Origin of the sequence: Metallococcus carri, assembly GCF_011440275.1 — a bacterium.
GTDB lineage: Bacteria > Actinomycetota > Actinomycetes > Actinomycetales > Dermatophilaceae > Metallococcus > Metallococcus carri.
Genome location: NZ_JAAOIV010000006.1, coordinates 118984 through 135871, shown reverse-complemented (window position 1 = coordinate 135871; position 16888 = coordinate 118984). Strand labels below are relative to the sequence as shown.

Genomic DNA, 16888 nt, shown 5'->3' with positions numbered 1-16888 from the left:
AGCACCGCCCATGCCCTTCGAGGCCGCATCACCTGACCCCTTCGACTTCCGCCCGATCGACGACGAGCTCGCACCCGGCCAACGCTGGTCGAGCTGGTCCTCGCTCGAACGCCTACAACGTGGACCCGAGCCGCGACCGGACTTCGTCATCACCGACGACGAGTCCATCGACACCGAACTCGGTGTCCTCAAGACCGGCAAGGAAGCCGATGTCTTCCTCATCGAACGCACCGCCGCCTCCGATCCCACCCGCTCGACCCGGATGGTGGCCAAGCGCTATCGCACCGCCGAGCACCGCACCTTCCGGCGCAACGACAGCTACACCGAGGGCCGGCATATCAAGGACTCCCGGGAGCGCCGCGCGGTGGCCAAGGGCAGCCGGTTCGGCCGGGAGGTCGCCTCGGGCGTCTGGGCCCAGGCCGAATGGGGTGTCCTTGTCGACTGGTGGCGCGAGGGGCTACCCGTGCCCTATCCAGTGCAGATCGACGGCACCGAGCTGTGCCTGGAGCTGATTACCGACGAGGACGGTTATCCCGCACCGCGCCTGGCCGCCTCGCGGGGCACCCGGGCGCAACTGCAGGGGTGGTATGACCAGCTGCGCGATGCGCTGATCACCTTGGCCGGCAAGGGAATCGCGCACGGGGACCTGTCGGCATACAACCTGCTGACGAGCGGGGACCGGCTGGTGATCATCGACGTTCCGCAAGCGGTCGACCTGATCGCCAATGTCAACGGACCGGACTTCCTGCACCGCGATTGCGTCAACGTGTGCACCTGGTTTGCGAGCAAGGGCCTGGACGTCGACGGTGACCTGCTCTTCGCCGAACTGCTGGGTGCGCTGTGGTGAGCCTCGTTAGGGTTGCCGCGTGCGCCGCGCCGCGATCCCGCAAGCCCTGGTGGCGGTGGTCGCCTTCGCGGTGACCGCCGGCTGCGGTGGCCGCGATGTCGCGCCCCCGACGTATGCCGAGTCGCCCTTGCCCTCGTCGCGGGCCGCCACAAGGTCGGAACCGCCGACGACGCTGCGCACGAGCAGCGGCGCGAAGTGCCCGGCGGCGGGGGGCACACCGACGACGGTGAACGACATGAACGCCTGGATGGGCCGGCTGAACGGCCTGCCGGACTGGCAGTCGGCCGATGTGGGTCTGACCGCGTCGCTGCTGGACGGGCGGGTGCTGTGGGTCTTCGGCGACACCCTGCGCGCCGCTTCGCGCAGTCCGCGCATCGTGTCGAACTCGGCCTTCGTCACCACCGGTCTGTGCGCCCAGCCCGCGGTGCCGCGCAGCCATGGTGCCTTGGTGCCCGACCCCGCGGCGCGGACAGCCTGCTGGCCCACGTCGATGGCGAGCGTGCCGGCGCCTGGGGAGGACCGGCTGCTCGTCGCCTGTTCGCGGGTGAAGCGGCAGCCCGGCGGCCTGCTGGCCTTCACCTATCTGGGTCTGAGCTTGGCGACGCTGAAGGTGCCCCGCGGCGGTGCTCCGCAGGTGACCGGGGTTGCGAAAGTGACACCGGACGACGAGAACCCCGGCCAGGTCAACTGGGGCGCGGCGATGATCGTGCGCGACGGTGAGCTGTACATCTACGGCACCGCGCTGCAGGGGTCGGCCGGCACGCGTGCTGCGTATCTGGCCCGGGTGCCACCGGCGAGCGCCACCGACCGGGCCGCATGGCGCTATTTCGACGGCTCCGGGTGGACCGACGACCCGTCCGCGGCGCGTGCCGTGCTGCCCTCGAGTTTCGGTGTCTCCCAAGCCTTCAGCGTGATCCCGTGGGGTGGGGGAGTTGTCGCGGTCTCCACCCAGGGCGGTGACCTCGCGCGCTCCGTGGCGGTATGGCGGGCTCCCGCTCCCACCGGCCCGTGGACCCTGGCGTCCCGAGCCGCGGTGCCGGCTGCGGCTGGTGGCGACGTGGTCTACCAGCCGCTGGCGCACCCCGAGATCGTCCTGAGCTCAGGGAACTTGCTCGTGTCCGTGTCGCGCAACCCGGCCAAGCTTTCGGATCTGTTCGCCGACCCCCGGCGCGGCCGGCCGTTCTTCCTCGAGGTGCCCCGCCCCTGAAGGACCTGTCGATCCGACGGATCCCCTCGCGCCGCGATCACGTCCGAGTCTTTGCGTCGGGCTTCAAGACGCCCGGCCATCCCCCGGACGAGCCAGGGAGGGCTCATCATGAAACGCTCCACCACGAAGAAATACGCCATCCGCGGCAGCCTCATCGCCGGTGCGATCGTGCCGATCGTCGCGCTCACCACCATGCCGCACGCCGCAGCCGCCACCGGCTGGAGCGGGCGCACCACGGGCGCCTACGCCATCGGCACCTGGACCCGCTCAGGGTCGACCTACACGATGTCCTACGTGTTGCGGGACACGCGCAAGGACGGTCATGACGTCTACGTGCGGTTCGTGCCGCAGTACTACGACGGCGACTGGGGTGAGTGGCACTCGGTGGGTTACCCGACGGTGGGCTATTCGGAGCGCTACAACAACCGCAAAGGTGTCAACCGGGAGGTGCGCGGAGTTGCGAGCATCAACATCCCCAAGCACTTCACCTGGTACCAGCGACGCGTCGCGACCAAGGTCCGGATGGAGATGAAGGTCTGCCGGGAGATCAAGGGAGTCGGCAAGGACAACTGCGCGAAGTACTTCACCCCCGCGCACCGCATCTGAGGTCCGACTCGGCGTGCAGCCGCACTCCGACGTCGCGGCAGCAAACGCCCGCGCGCCACCGACCACGGGTCTGGGAGAATGGATCCCCGTCATGCCTTCCACTCCCACCCGCCGGCGCCGGCCGAAGCGGCATACGCCCCGGTGGTCCTTCGATGAGGACAAACGCAGGGCCCTCGTCCCGGCGTTGAACTACCCGCAGCAGCTGCCGGTCGTCGAGGCCAAGGACGAGATCGTCGCCGCCTTGCGCGAGCACCAGGTGGTCGTGGTCGCCGGTGAGACCGGCTCGGGCAAGACCACCCAGCTGCCCAAGATGTGCCTGGAGATCGGTCGCGGGCTCGGCGGCATGATCGCCCACACCCAGCCGCGCCGGATCGCGGCCCGCGCGGTCGCCGAGCGCCTCGCCGAAGAGCTGGACGTGGAGCTCGGGGCTACGGTCGGTTACCAGGTGCGGTTCAGCGACCACTCCACCCGCGACACCCTGATCAAGGTGATGACCGACGGCATCCTGCTGTCGGCGATGCAGGCCGATCGCGACCTGCGGCAGTTCGACACGATCATCGTCGACGAGGCGCACGAGCGGTCACTCAATATCGACTTCATCCTCGGCTACCTCAAGCAACTGCTCCCGCGCCGCCCCGACCTCAAGGTCATCATCACCTCGGCGACCATCGACCCCGAGAAATTCGCCGAACACTTTGCGACACAAGGGGTTCCAGCGCCGATCATCGAGGTCTCGGGACGCACCTACCCGGTCGAGGTGCGCTACCGACCGCTCGTGCGCGAGATCCCCGGCAAGGGCGCCGACGGCACCCCGACCACGGTCGACGTCGACCAGGTGACCGGCATCGTCGACGCCATCGAAGAGCTCGCCACCGAGCCGGACACCGGCGGCCCGCACGACGTGCTCGTCTTCTGCTCCGGCGAGCGCGAGATCCGCGACGCAGCCGACGCGCTGGCCGGGCTGAAGCTGCCTGACACCGAGATCGTGCCGCTTTACGCGCGGCTGTCCGCGGCCGAGCAGCACCGCGTCTTCACCCCGCACCAGGGGCGCCGCATCGTCATCGCCACTAATGTCGCCGAGACCTCGCTCACAGTCCCCGGCATCCGGTATGTCGTCGACACCGGCACCGCGCGGATCTCCCGGTACAGCCAGCGCACCAAGGTGCAGCGGCTGCCGATCGAACCGATCTCGCAGGCCAGCGCCCTGCAGCGCACCGGCCGGTGCGGCCGCGTCGCCGAAGGTGTCTGCATCCGGCTCTACTCGCAGGAGGACTTTGAGGCCCGCCCGGAGTTCACCGATCCCGAGATCCAGCGCACCGGCCTGGCGTCGGTGATCCTCGCGATGACCTCGCTCGGCCTGGGCGACATCACCCGGTTCCCCTTCGTCGACGCACCGGACCGGCGGCAGATCACCGACGGGCTGCGACTGCTGCACGAACTCGACGCCATCGACTCCGGTGCCACCGATCGGCGCCGCCGGCTCACCCGCACCGGTCGCTCGATCGCCGCGCTGCCGGTCGACCCGCGAATGGCGCGGATGCTGGTCGCTGCCGCCGAGACCGGCGCCCTGCGCGAGGTGCTGGTCATCGTGGCCGCCCTGTCGATCCAGGACCCGCGGGAGCGGCCGGTCGACAAGCGTGCCCAGGCCGACCAGTTGCACGCGCGCTTCAAACGCGAGGACAGCGACTTCCTCGGTTACCTCGCCCTCTGGGATTATCTGCGGGAGCAGCAGAAAGCCTTGTCTGGCAGCGCTTTTCGCCGGATGTGCCGCGACGAATATCTGCACTATCTGCGGGTGCGCGAGTGGCAGGAGTTGCATGCCCAACTGCGTCAGGTATGCCGTGATCTGGGGTTGCGGCCCTCGGACAACCCCGCCGCCCCCGACACGATCCACCAGGCGATCCTGACCGGCCTGTTGTCGCAGGTGGGGCTGCGCGATCGGGACACCCGCGACTATCTCGGGGCCCGCAACGCACGGTTCGCCATCCAGCCGGGGTCGGCGCTGTTCCGCTCTCAGCCGGACTGGGTGATGGCGGCCGAGATGGTCGAGACCAGCCGCCTGTGGGCGCGCGACAACGCGCGGATCGACCCGGCCTGGGTGGAGGCGGCCGCGCAGCACCTGGTTAAGCGCAGCTACAGCGACCCGCACTGGAGTCGCAAGCGCGCTGCGGCGATGGCGGCCGAGCGGGTGACGCTCTACGGCATACCGCTGGTGGCCGGGCGGCAGGCCAACTTCGCCGCGGTCGACCCCGAATACGCCCGCGAGCTGTTCATCCGGCACGCGCTGGTGGAGGGCGACTGGGACACCCACCACCGGTTCTTCCACGACAACCGCAAGCTCGTGCAGCGCCTGTCCGAACTCGAGGCACGCGCCCGGCGCCGCGACCTTGTCGTCGGTGACGACGTGCTCTACGAGTTCTACGACGAGCGGCTGCCCGCCGATATCGTCTCCGGCGCGCACTTCGACAGCTGGTGGAAGAAGCACTCCAAGGCGCACCCGCGGCTGCTCACCTTCACCGAGGACCTGCTGCTCTCCGACGATGCCGCCGCCGTCGACGTCGCGGACTATCCGAAAACCTGGCACCAGGGTGACCTGTCCCTGCCGCTGACCTATCAGTTCGACCCCGGCGCTGACGCCGACGGTGTCACCGTGCATGTGCCAGTCGATCAGCTGAATCGCTTGCAGGACAACGGTTTTGACTGGCTGGTGCCGGGACTGCGCGAGGAACTGGTCACTGCCCTGATCCGGTCGTTGCCCAAGGCGACGCGGCGCAGCTTCGTGCCGGCACCTGACCACGCTCGCGCCGCCCTGGTCGTGATGGGCACGGACCCGAGTCGGCCGATCACCGAGGTGCTCGGCGAGGTGCTGCGGCAGCGCACCGGCACCGGCGTCGATCCGGGGGAGTGGGACTGGAGCCGGGTGCCCGACCACTTGCGGATGACCTTCCGGGTCGAGGGCGCCCGTGGTCGCACACTCGCCGAAGGCAAGGATCTCGCTGTGCTGCAACGGGATCTGGCCGGTGACGTGCAGCGCACCGTGTCCAAGGCGGCAGGTTCCCTCGAGCGCAGCGGCCTGCGTGCCTGGAGTTTCGGCACGCTGCCGGAGACCTTCGAGGGCAACCGGGTGAAGGGCTTCCCGGCGCTCGTCGACAGCGGGGACACGGTCGACCTCAAGGTGCTGCCGACCGCCTCCGAGCGCGACCACGCGACCCGCGCCGGGCTGCGAAAACTGTTGCTGCTCAACACCACCGTGCCGTGGAAGCAGATCCTCGGTCTGCTCGACACCCGGCGCAAACTCGCGCTGTCGAGTCACCCCTACGCCAGCCAGCAGGCGCTGTATGACGACATCCTCGCCGCCGCGATCGACGCGATCGTGGCCGACGGGCTGCCCGGCGGCAGCGTGCGCACCGAGGCCGACTTCGACCAGGCCTTGCGCCTCGTGCGTCAGCAGGTGGTGCCGCGGGTGATCGAGATCGTCGACCGGGTCGGGCCGGTGCTGGAGCACGCGCGCGAGTTGCAGCTGCGGCTCGACGCCATGACCGCCCCGTCGGTCGCGGCGCTGCGAGCGGAGGTGCAAAAGGGCAAGGACGCACTGGTGCACCCCGGCTTCGTCAGCGAGACCGGCGCCGAGCGGCTGGTCGCCCTGGACCGCTACGTGCGGGCCGGCACCGAGCGCCTCACCAAGGCGCCGGAGAACCTCGCGCGCGACGCCCAGCGGCAGGCCGAGGTCGACACCGTGGAGGCCGAGCGGCAGGCGCTGCTCGCGAAAACTGCGCCCACCCGGCATACCGACCCTGATGTCGTCGCCCTGCGCTGGATGATCGAGGAACTCAAGGTCAGCCTGTTCGCGCAGAAGCTCGGCACTGCCGGGCCGGTGTCACCCAAGCGGATCTACCAGGCGATGGATGCGGTGGAGGACGAGACCGAGGCGCGGGCCGCTCGCTAGCCTGAGGTTTATGGCGACCCTCTTCACCAAGATCATCGACGGGGAGATCCCCGCGCACTTCGTCTGGAAGGACGACCGCTGCGTCGCCTTCCTGGTCATCGACCCGATCACCGACGGGCACACCGTCGTCGTGCCGCGGCAGGAGATCGACCAGTGGGTCGACGCCGACCCCGACCTGCTGAACCATCTGGTGCAGGTGGCTCGCACGATCGGGCGGGCGCAGCGGGCGGCATGGGGCTCCCAGCGCGTCGGCCTGCTCGCCGAGGGCTTCGAGGTGCCCCACCTGCACCTGCACACCTGGCCGGCGAACTCGCTCGACGACTTCGAGGTGCACAACGTCACCCGGGGGCAGGACCAGCAGATCCTCGCCGCCAATGCCGCCAAGCTGCGTGACCAGCTGCGCACCGACGGCGCCGGAGCACAGGTCCCGCAGGACTGATCCGCCGGGAATGCCCTCGGGGCCGGGGCCGTTGCACCCCGCAGACACGTTTTGAGAACGACTGAGGAGAGATCCCGTGCGCGATCCGCTGGAGCTGTTCCGCTTCGAGCAGGACACCCCGCCCGCCGCTCTCGGCGCTCCCACGTTGATGGTGGCGCTCGGCGGCTTCATCGACGCCGGCAACGCACAGCGGCTGCTGGTGTCGCACCTGCTCGCGTCCTGCGAGCACACCGTCGTGGCGTCCTTCGATGTCGACCAACTGATCGACTACCGCGGCCGTCGCCCGGTCATGACCTTCGACTCCGACCACTTCAGCGCGTATGCCGATCCGAGCCTGCTGCTCTACCGGCTGGTCGATGACGAGGGCACGCCATTCCTGCTGCTCACCGGCCCCGAGCCGGACTACCAGTGGGAGCGCGTCATCGAGGCGGTCCGCCACCTCGTGCGAGTGCTCGGCGTGGAGCGGGTGGTGAGCGCGCACGGCATACCGATGGCGGTGCCGCACACCCGGCCGGTCGGGATGACGCGCTACGCCAACGACCCCGACCTGATCCCCGGCAACGCCCCCGTCTTCGGCTTGGTGCAGGTGCCCTCCAGCCTGGAGACGCTGCTGCACTACCGCCTCGGCGAAGCGGGCTATGACGTGATCGGCTTCGGCGTGCACGTGCCGCACTACCTGGTGCAGGCCGACTTCGCCGACGGCGCGGTGGCCGCCCTCGAGGCGATCCGGGTGAGCACCGGGCTGAAGCTGTCCATCGGCGAACTCGCCGCGCTGGCCGAGCAGACCCGGATGGCGATCGATGCCCAGATCGGGGAGAGCGAAGAGGTCGGTGAGGTCGTGCGCGGTCTCGAGCGGCAGTATGACGCCTTCGCCGAGGGCCGGCGCCGCGAGAGCCTGCTCGCCACCGAGCTGGCCGAGTTGCCGAGCGCCGACGAGATCGGTGCGGAGTTCGAGCAGTTCCTGCGCGACGCCGACGACGAGGCCTAACCCTTCGCCTCCGACCAGCGGCGCACCACCTGGGTGTCGCTGACGAAACGCACCGGCGCGCCGTGACTCCACCGCCGGCTGGCGTCCGCCAACGCGCGGTCCACCGCCTCGGCGGCGGCCGTCGCGTGCTCCTGCGGCACCTCGACGAGCAGTTCGTCGTGCAGGCACATCACGATCCGGCCCCCCAGCGGTGCAATCTCGTGCCGCACGGTGAGCGCCCACGCCTTGAACAGTTCGGCGGCCGCGCCCTGCACCACCGCATTGCGGGTGAAGCGTCCGCGGGCGCGGGTCGTCGCGAGGTCACCGCCGCCGGTCACCGGGACCAGCCGGCCGCCATACGTCTCGACGGGCTCGCCCGATTCACCCTGGCGGGCAGCGGTGCGCAAATAGTCCATCGCGACCGGATAGGCGCGCTCGAGCCGGGCGAGGGCCTGGCCGGCCGAACCGCTCGTCTGGCCGTACATCGCCGCCAGCACCGCGATCTTGGCGACCGGCCGCTCGATCGCCAACTGACGCGCGACCACGGCATACAGATCGTCCGCGCGGGTCGCTTGTGCGAAGGCGGGATCGCCGCTCACCACCGCGAGCACTCGCGGCTCCACCTGGCCGAGGTCGGCACGCACGAGCACCCGGCCCGGGGGAGCGGCAATCGCCGGCCGCAGTGGAGCAGGCAGGCTGTGCAATCCCGCGCCAGCCGTCATCCGTCCCGCGCCACCGTCGCTGGGGTGCCATGGCCCGCGCAACCGGTCGTCACTCCCGAGGCAGCGCTCGACCCAGCTCCAGCCGTAGGTCGTCGCGATCCGCTCCGCCTTGCGCCAGGTGAGCAGCGCGTCGACGAGCGGTGAGACCGCGCGATAGGGCTCCAGCTGCCAGGCGCGCGTGTCGTCCACGACGATGCCGGCCGAACGCAGCAGATCGCGCACGACCGCCGGATTGCGCAGGTCGACCGGCCGGCCGGCCGGCGCGTGCCGCCAGACGATCGCGTCGCGAGCGCGCCGGTTGGCGGCCGCATCCTGTTCGTCGCGCGGCCGCGGCCCGATGAGCTCCCCGAGGAGCTGCTCCAGCGCCACCCGGTCGACCGGCAGCCCGTCCCGCTCCAACTCCAGGCACAGTTGCGCGGCGGCCGATTCGCTGGCCGCCGTCTCCAGGCCGTGCTCGCGTGCCGCCAGCCGGTCGGCCTGCGCGGTCGCGGTCGCGGCCGCCAGCCGCGCCCACTCCAGCAGTTGCGAAGGATCGGGGGACCAGCCCGGCCCGCCCGCGCGCGGGTCGAGGTGGCCGTCGCTGCGCACCAGGGCCGGCTCGGTCTGCACCGCGAACAGGTCGTCCGCACTCTGCCGATCGGCCGGTATGCCGTCCGCGGGCAGGTCCCGCACGTAGGCCCACGCCCGCGCGGGTTCGTCGGCGGCGCCGCCCGCCAGCAGGCGGTGGACCGCCGCGATGTCGAAGCAGCGCGCGACCGGCCGGCTGGTCAGCGCGGGCGCGACGGCCGGCGCAGACCACCAGGTCCAGCGCCACGCCGGGTCCGTGGCCCGCACGAAGCTCGCCCACTCGCTGACCGCGACCACCTGCTCGGTGTGCGGCGTGATCACGGCCGCGTGATCGCCCGCCACCGCCAGCGCACACACCGAGCCCCGCAACGCTGGGCGCTGCGGGGCTCGGTGGGAGTGCGGGTCGGGCGTCAGGACTGCCGGCCCTCGCTCGGCGGCTCCCAGCCACCGGAGGAGTTGTTGCGGCCCGCGTCGCGCACGTCGTCGGCCGACACCGCCTGGGTCGCCGCGTCGGAGACATCGGAGTCACCCTGGCCGGGCTGCTGGCCGTAACCACCCTGCTGCGGCTGGCCGTAACCCTGGCCCGACTGCTGGCCGTAGCCACCCTGCTGGGGCTGGCCATAACCCTGTTGGCCGTAACCACCCTGCTGCGGCTGGCCGTAACCCTGGCCGGGCTGCTGTCCGTAACCCGGCTGACCAGGCTGACCAGACTGCTGGCCGTAGCCACCCTGCTGGGGCTGGCCATAACCCTGCTGACCGGGCTGCTGGCCGTAGCCTGGCTGACCCTGAGCCGGCTGGCCGTAGCCGCCCTGGCCGTAGGCCGGGGTGTTGCTGCCCGAGCCGGTCGACACGCCATACGAGCCCGGGGTGCCGTAGCCGTCGGAGTAACCGCCGCCGTACTGGTTGTTGTTGTAACCGCCGCCGTACTGGTTGGGGTAACCACCGGAGGTCTGCGGCGTGGCCTTCTTGCCGCGCAGGAACATCAGCACCGCGCCGATGATGCCGGCGAGCAGCATCAGCAGGCCGAGGATGAGCACCGGGGTCTTCCAGCCGCCGCCGATCTTGTCGGCGCGCGGGCCGGCATACAGCGTGCCGTTGGCTCCCTGGCAGGTGACCTGGTAGTCACCGGCGCTGAGCGAGTCGGGGGTGCGGGCGATCTCCCAGTACTTCGAGCCCCCAGCGGACACCGAGAAGTCGGAGGCCGGCTGGTTGAGGCTGACGTTGTTGCCACCGGCCGCGGCCTGGCAGTTCGCGGTGGTGCGAGCCCCCTGGTCGGCGCTGTAGACCGAGAAGCCGGACGCGTTCGCCTGGATGGTCTGGCGGTCGGTGAACCCGGCCAGCTTCACCGCAGAGCTGGACAGCAGGGCGACGAGGACGAGGACCAGGCCGATGAGCGCCACCGCCGCCGGGAGGGCGAGCAGGGCCTTCTTCGGGCCGGCGGAAGTGTTTGACATGCGCCAAAATCTAACTCATGCACGGCACTGGCCGCCGGGTCCGCGCCCGCGCGCCGGATCAGCGCAGTCGCCGCAGTTCGTCGGTGACCGCTTCGGTCAGCGCGTACAGACCGCGCAGGCGCAGGGGCGAGACCGCCCGCGGCAGTCCGAGTCGTTCGGGCAGATCCCGCGGCGGGTATGCCGGGGGACCGAGGACGGCGCCGTCGACGCCGGCCTGCAACAGACCGGCATACCCCCGCACAACGGGGGCCGAGGGGGACACCGAGATGCGCAACTCGACCCGGCCATCGAGCGCTCGGGTGCGCAGGAAGACCGGCACCTGACAACCGGTCACCCGCCGCCAGTCCGGCTCCGGCGACACCGGCGCCAAGTCCTCCCCGAACTCGAGCAGCACCTGGAGGCGCGCGCGTTCGTCCAGCCCATCGAACTGCGCGACGAGCTCCTGCCAGCCGGCCGTGGTCACGCCTTGCACCCTAAGCCGCCGCGGGCGTCGTCGATCAGGCAGGATGTGGCCCATGTTCGGTAAGAAGCGCGACGCGCAGACGCCCGTCAAACTCGACAACGGTCCCCTCGGCAATTCGGCGATGTCGCTGGCCCAAAAGCTCGTCGACGTCGGCATCGGCGGCAAGGCCGGCTTCGACCCGGCCGAGAAGGTCGCGCGCGACGCCTTGGCCAAGCACAACGGCAATGCCGACAAGGCGATCGAGGAGGTCATCGGCGATCACCGCAAGATGGTGGCCGCCAACGGCTTCCTCACCGGCCTCGGCGGGTTCGTCACCATGGTCGTCGCCCTCCCGGCGAATGTCGCGGGCTTCTATGTCGCCGCCACCCGGATGGTCGCCGCGGTGGCCGCGATCCGCGGTTACGACCTGCGTGACCCCAAGCTGCGCAGCGCCGTCCTGCTCACCCTCGTCGGCGCCGACGCTGACGACGTGCTGCGCAAGGCCGGCGTCGTGGCCACCGGCCGGCTGGCCAGCATGGCCACCCAGCAGCTGCCGGCTCCGGTGCTGATGGTGGTCAACAAGGCCGTCGGGTTCCGCCTCATCGGCCAGCTCGGTGAGAAGTTCGCCACCCGGCTGGGCAAGGCGATCCCCCTCGCCGGTGGCTTCATCGGTGCCGGGCTGGATGTCTACCTGCTGCGCAAGATCGCCGACAACGCCAAGACCCAGTTCCCGCCGGCGACCCAGGTGCTCAACCAGCCCCGCTGATCTGCACAGGGGCGCGCGGAGCCTAGTTCCGGTTATCCACAGCCGGGCCCGGTCGCCCTGTCGCTCGCCGTCCGACCCGCGTTGGCTTGGGTCGTATGACGACGACTTCCTCTGTACGCGGCTTCGGGCAGCTGCTCACCTATCTGCCGTGGGCCTTCGAGTTCGTGCCGGACAACAGCCTGATTGTCACCGGTTTGCGCGATGGCGCGGTCGCGTTCAACCTGCGACTGGACCCGCCGCATCCCCACCACGAGACCGAGTGGGCCAAAGACATAGGGGCGCCGGGCGCGCCGCACGCCGATGTCGTGGTGCTGACCCGGTGGAACGCTCCGGACCTGTCCCGGCGGGCGATGGACCTGATCGCCGCCTCCTATCGCCGGGCCGGTGTCGCGCTGGATCACCTGCTCGAGGTGCGCGACGGGCAGTGGTGGGCCCGCCGCTGCACCTGCGGCACCTGCCCGGTGACGCCACGACCCTTGCCCCAGGCCCACCAGGTCGCGATGGTCACCGAGCAGATCGCGCGCGGGGTGCACCTCGACGGTTCCCGCCGGGCGATCTACGAGCGCCTCGCGCCGGTGGCCGCCGAAGTGGTCGATCCGGGGGACACCACCTGGCCCGAGGAGGACTGGGCATTGCTGCTCGACCTCATCGACCCGCATGGCCCACCGATCAGCTCGCTCGGCGCCGAACGGGTGCGCCGGCTGGCCGTCCTGCTCGGGGATGGCGGGCGGCGCGACATCATCTTGCGGCTGCTGGTCCCGGCCTGGGGCGCCGACCCGCTCGACGACGAAGATGACGACGACGACGGCGACGACTGGGAGGAAGCCGACTGCCCGCACGGCTGCGAGCAGGGCGAGCACGACCACGCGCTGCGCCACCGGCTCGCCGAATGGGCCCGGCGCACGCAAGGGCCGGAACGGGCCGGGGCGTGGGCGCTGCTCGGGACCTACGCCTGGCTCACCCAAGGAGGCGCCGTCGCCTCCATCGCGATCGAGAAGGCGCTTGAGGCCGACCCGGACCACTCCCTGGCGCTCCTGGTGCTCACCGCCATCCAGGGCGGCATGCGTCCCAGTCCGCGAGAGCGCCGGCCGTCCGCGTAGGCGCTGCTGCGCCCGGTTGCTAGTCTCGACCCGGTCAAGAGCGCCAGCGTCAAGCCCCGGCTCGCTGGCCGGCAACCCTCCTACCGCGGTGGGGTGCCCCGGGTGAGGACAAGGCCGGCGCGCACCTCGCGTCGGCAAGCGCGGGGTTCGTGGCCGACGGGCCCCCGGAACGACCGGGAGAGATGTCATGGCTGCCGCCGACGATCCATTCGACAACCCCGCCCTGCGGGCCGCCGATCTCGGCGACCTGCCACTCGAATCCGGCGTGACGCTGCCCGAGGTCACGATGGCCTTCCAGACCTGGGGGACGCTGGCTCCCGACGGCTCCAATGCCGTGCTGGTCGAGCACGCCCTCACCGGTGACGCCCATGTCGTCGGCCCGATCGGACCCGGCCAGCCGACCCCTGGCTGGTGGCCGGGCATCATCGGGCCGGGCCGACCGCTCGACACCCGTGACCTGTTCGTGGTCGCACCGAATGTGCTCGGCGGCTGCCGCGGCACCACCGGGCCGGCCTCACCCCGTGCCGACGGCCGGCCCTGGGGCGGCGGCTTCCCGCAGATCACCATCCGCGATCAGGTCGCGGCCGAGCGTCGTCTCGCCGACCTGCTCGGCATCCGCTCGTGGCACCTGGTGCTCGGTGGGTCGATGGGCGGCATGCGGGTGATCGAGTGGGCCGCCACCCACCCCGAACGCACCCGCACCGCCCTCGTGATCGCCTCGGCAGCGCACGCCACCGCCGACCAGATCGCGTGGGGCCACGCGCAATGTCTGGCGATCGAGTCCGACCCGGCCTATCACGGCGGCGACTATCTCGCCCGCGGCGTCGCGCCCACCGCCGGGCTCGGCCTCGCCCGGCGGATCGCGCACCAGACCTACCGCAGCGCGGACGAGCTGGCCGACCGCTTCGGTGCCGAGCCGCAGCAGGGGGAGGACCCGCTGGCAGGTGGCCGGTTCGCGGTGCAGAGCTATCTGGACCACCAGGCGGCCAAGCTCACCGCGCGCTTCGACGCGGGGTCCTATCTCACCCTCACCCGGGCGATGGCGACGCACGACGTCACCCGCGGCCGCGGGTCACTCGCCGAGGCGCTCGCGCCGTTCACCGGCCGACTGGTCGTCGCCGGTGTCGACAGCGACCGGCTCTTCCCGGCCGCCTTGTCCCGCGAGATCGTGCGGGCGCACCCCGCCGGGGAGCTGCGGCTGATCCATTCGCGGTGCGGCCACGACGGCTTCCTGGTCGAGACCGATCAGATCGAAGCGATCGTCGCCGACGCAGCCTGTCGGCCACTAGCCGACCGCAGGATCGCCCGGGTCGGGTAGCTTCGGTCCTGCGGTCGCCGACGGCCGCGCAGGAGGGCAGTATGTCGATCGTTGTCGGGTATGCCGGAAACGCCGAAGGAGACGCCGCACTGGAGCGCGGCGCCATCGAGGCGTCCGCGCACGGGATCGGCCTGACCGTCGTCCCGTTCACCGCCGAGGCGCGTGAAGGGGCCGACCGGTTCGCCGCGCAGCACCCCGGCACCGACGTGGTCTCGCTGCCGGACGACGGCGATGTGGTCGACGGCCTGTTCGCCCGGGCCGACGAGGCCGGTGCCGAACTCATCGTCATCGGGCTGCGCAAGCGCACCGCCGTCGGCAAGCTCATTCTGGGCGGCAGCGCGCAGCGCATCCTGCTCGACGCGCGCTGTCCGGTGCTGACCGTCACCGCCGAGTGACGGGCGGCATACGGCCTCATCTCGGGGACACGCTCGGTGCGTCCGGGCATCTCGTTTTATAATGGAAGACAGAACGCAGCGGACGCCCGGCTCCGAGCCCCCCGGCGAGAACCGAACACCGACCGTTGCGCCCTCGCTCCACCCCCACCCGAGACCTCCGGCCGCCCGCAGCGGTCGAGTCGTCGCGCTCGCTTGCGTGCGACGACGGTCTCTCGTCGCACGGAAGGCAACTCGTGACCTCTGCGCCCCAGAGCCCGGCCGATCTCCCCGAAGAGTTCACCCACCCCGCACTGCAGGAGCTGCTGGCGTCCGGGCTGGTCAACGGGTCGGTCGACAGTGCCGAGTTGAAGGTCGCGTTGGAGTCGGCTCAGATCAGCTCGGCGCGGATGAAGGTCGTGCTGCGCACCCTCGACAAGCAGGGCATCGCGGTCACCCTGGACCCGGCCACCGCCCAGCGTGCGGTCGCGGCCACCACCAAGAAGGCGCCGGCCAAGAAGGCCCCCGCCAAGGCTGCGAAGACCACGGCGAAGTCGGCCGCCAAGACCGCGGCCAAGGACACGGTCAAGGACGCCGAGAAGCCCGCCGCGAAGAAGACCGCGAAGAAGGCAACCACCAAGGCCGCCGCGGCTGCAGCCGCCGAGCCGGCCAAGAAGACCGCCACCAAGAAGACCGCGGCCAAGAAGACCTCGGCGAAGAAGACCACCACCGACGCCGACGCCGCGCCCGTCGACGGCGAAGAGGTCGTGGACCTGTCGCTGGAGGAGCTCGCCGCCGAGACCGAGGAGCCCACCGCCAAGGCCGGTGAGGAGGGCGAGGAGAACGCCGGCTTCACCCTGAGCAATGACGACGAGGCCGACGCCCCGGCCCAGCAGGTCGTCACCGCCGGCGCGACCGCGGACCCGGTCAAGGACTACCTCAAGCAGATCGGCAAGGTCGCCCTGCTCAACGCCGAGCAGGAGGTCGAGCTCGCCAAGCGCATCGAGGCCGGCCTGTTCGCCGAGGAGAAGCTCAACTCGGGCGAGAAGATCGACATGACCTTCAAGCGCGAGCTGTGGTGGATCGCCCAGGACGGCAAGAAGGCCAAGAACCACCTGCTCGAGGCCAACCTGCGGCTGGTCGTCTCGCTGGCCAAGCGCTACACCGGCCGCGGCATGCTCTTCCTGGACCTGATCCAGGAGGGCAACCTGGGTCTGATCCGTGCGGTCGAGAAGTTCGACTACACCAAGGGTTACAAGTTCTCGACCTACGCGACCTGGTGGATCCGGCAGGCGATCACCCGCGCGATGGCCGACCAGGCCCGCACCATCCGCATCCCGGTGCACATGGTCGAGGTCATCAACAAGCTCGCCCGCGTGCAGCGGCAGATGCTGCAGGACCTCGGCCGCGAACCCACCCCGGAGGAGCTGGCCAAGGAACTCGACATGACCCCGGAGAAGGTCGTCGAGGTGCAAAAGTACGGCCGCGAGCCGATCTCGCTGCACACCCCGCTCGGTGAGGACGGCGACAGCGAGTTCGGCGACCTGATCGAGGACTCCGAGGCGGTCGTGCCGGCCGACGCGGTGAGCTTCACCCTGCTGCAGGAGCAGCTGCACTCCGTCCTCGACACCCTGTCCGAGCGCGAGGCCGGTGTGGTCTCGATGCGCTTCGGCCTCACCGACGGTCAGCCCAAGACCCTGGATGAGATCGGCAAGGTCTACGGCGTCACCCGCGAGCGGATCCGCCAGATCGAGTCCAAGACCATGAGCAAGCTGCGTCACCCGAGCCGCAGCCAGGTGCTGCGCGACTACCTGGACTGATCCCGTCGGTCCCGTGAGGGAGCGCGGAAGGTGAGGCGCCGCCATACCTCCTGCAGATAGGAGCGGCCCACGGTCGGCAGCACCCGCGCGCGCAGCTTGGTCGTGAGCGATGCGTGCTGTTGCACCCCGCGCAGCACGCGCGCGCCGTCCTCGGCGATGTCGGCGTCGGTATGCCGCCCCGGGCGGGGCGTAACGCACCCGCTCGACGGTCGCGGTCGCCCGGCGCAGCGCCTCCGAGGTGGACCCGCCCAGCAGCGCCGCCCGCCGGTAGTGCTCGGCGGCCGCGCGCGGTGAGGCGGCAGGCGGGGGCCGTATG

Annotated in this window: 16 protein-coding genes and 1 riboswitch; of the genes, 11 read left to right on the top strand and 5 right to left on the bottom strand. The window is 70.8% G+C overall.

Features of this window, described 5'->3' with window-relative positions:
- Positions 1–10 precede the first annotated feature (10 nt).
- A complete protein-coding gene (locus G9U51_RS09765; RefSeq protein ID WP_166196454.1) occupies positions 11–847 on the top strand; it encodes a serine protein kinase RIO in 837 nt (278 codons plus the stop codon).
- Between the two features lie 6 nt (positions 848–853).
- On the opposite strand, the gene G9U51_RS09760 is transcribed toward G9U51_RS09765, so the two are convergent.
- Positions 854–1084, bottom strand: coding sequence for a hypothetical protein (locus G9U51_RS09760; protein ID WP_166196452.1), 231 nt, complete (start codon positions 1082–1084; stop codon positions 854–856).
- Here G9U51_RS09760 and G9U51_RS09755 point away from each other — a divergent pair.
- From G9U51_RS09755 to G9U51_RS09735, 5 genes are all read left to right on the top strand, one after another.
- Complete coding sequence (locus G9U51_RS09755; protein WP_166196450.1) at positions 1083–2054, top strand: DUF4185 domain-containing protein; 972 nt, start codon at positions 1083–1085, stop codon at positions 2052–2054. The genes G9U51_RS09760 and G9U51_RS09755 overlap by 2 nt on opposite strands.
- A 108-nt stretch (positions 2055–2162) precedes the next feature.
- On the top strand, positions 2163–2660 hold the full coding sequence (locus tag G9U51_RS09750; RefSeq protein ID WP_166196448.1) for a hypothetical protein: 498 nt from the start codon (positions 2163–2165) through the stop codon (positions 2658–2660).
- 91 nt (positions 2661–2751) lie between these two features.
- A complete protein-coding gene (hrpA, locus tag G9U51_RS09745) occupies positions 2752–6606 on the top strand; it encodes an ATP-dependent RNA helicase HrpA (RefSeq protein ID WP_166196446.1) in 3855 nt (1284 codons plus the stop codon).
- 10 nt (positions 6607–6616) lie between these two features.
- Positions 6617–7045, top strand: a complete 429-nt coding sequence (locus G9U51_RS09740; protein ID WP_166196444.1) for an HIT family protein — start codon at positions 6617–6619, stop codon at positions 7043–7045.
- A 76-nt stretch (positions 7046–7121) separates the two neighbouring features.
- Positions 7122–8033, top strand: a complete 912-nt coding sequence (locus G9U51_RS09735) for a PAC2 family protein (protein WP_166196442.1) — start codon at positions 7122–7124, stop codon at positions 8031–8033.
- Here the strand turns inward: G9U51_RS09735 and G9U51_RS09730 are convergent.
- The 3 genes from G9U51_RS09730 to G9U51_RS09720 all read right to left on the bottom strand — a co-directional run bounded on the left by G9U51_RS09730 (position 8030) and on the right by G9U51_RS09720 (position 11218).
- Positions 8030–9622: a DNA polymerase gene (locus G9U51_RS09730; protein WP_166196440.1), complete on the bottom strand. Its 1593-nt coding sequence runs from the start codon at positions 9620–9622 to the stop codon at positions 8030–8032. The genes G9U51_RS09735 and G9U51_RS09730 overlap by 4 nt on opposite strands.
- Positions 9623–9711: 89 nt before the next feature.
- The gene (locus tag G9U51_RS17080) at positions 9712–10755 is read right to left on the bottom strand and encodes a hypothetical protein (protein WP_207948180.1); all 1044 of its coding nucleotides are present in this window, start codon (positions 10753–10755) and stop codon (positions 9712–9714) included.
- A 58-nt stretch (positions 10756–10813) separates the two neighbouring features.
- Positions 10814–11218, bottom strand: a complete 405-nt coding sequence (locus G9U51_RS09720) for a SufE family protein (RefSeq protein WP_166196438.1) — start codon at positions 11216–11218, stop codon at positions 10814–10816.
- A gap of 52 nt (positions 11219–11270) precedes the next feature.
- Here G9U51_RS09720 and G9U51_RS09715 point away from each other — a divergent pair, with 52 nt between their 5' ends.
- The 5 genes from G9U51_RS09715 to G9U51_RS09695 all read left to right on the top strand — a co-directional run bounded on the left by G9U51_RS09715 (position 11271) and on the right by G9U51_RS09695 (position 16572).
- Entirely contained in the window at positions 11271–11963 is a 693-nt protein-coding gene (locus G9U51_RS09715; RefSeq protein WP_166196436.1) for an EcsC family protein, read from the top strand.
- 95 nt (positions 11964–12058) lie between these two features.
- Positions 12059–13063 (top strand): DUF4192 domain-containing protein, encoded by a 1005-nt coding sequence (locus G9U51_RS09710; protein ID WP_166196434.1) that lies wholly within the window; start codon positions 12059–12061, stop codon positions 13061–13063.
- A gap of 32 nt (positions 13064–13095) precedes the next feature.
- Positions 13096–13210, top strand: a riboswitch (SAM riboswitch).
- 40 nt (positions 13211–13250) lie between these two features.
- Entirely contained in the window at positions 13251–14381 is a 1131-nt protein-coding gene (gene metX, locus G9U51_RS09705; RefSeq protein ID WP_166196433.1) for a homoserine O-acetyltransferase MetX, read from the top strand.
- 41 nt (positions 14382–14422) lie between these two features.
- Positions 14423–14776, top strand: a complete 354-nt coding sequence (locus tag G9U51_RS09700; RefSeq protein WP_166196432.1) for a universal stress protein — start codon at positions 14423–14425, stop codon at positions 14774–14776.
- A 233-nt stretch (positions 14777–15009) separates the two neighbouring features.
- Entirely contained in the window at positions 15010–16572 is a 1563-nt protein-coding gene (locus G9U51_RS09695) for an RNA polymerase sigma factor (protein ID WP_166196431.1), read from the top strand.
- Here G9U51_RS09695 and G9U51_RS17075 read toward each other — a convergent pair.
- Positions 16560–16888 (bottom strand): hypothetical protein (locus tag G9U51_RS17075; protein ID WP_207948179.1); only part of this gene is annotated, 329 nt, incomplete at its 5' end. The genes G9U51_RS09695 and G9U51_RS17075 overlap by 13 nt on opposite strands.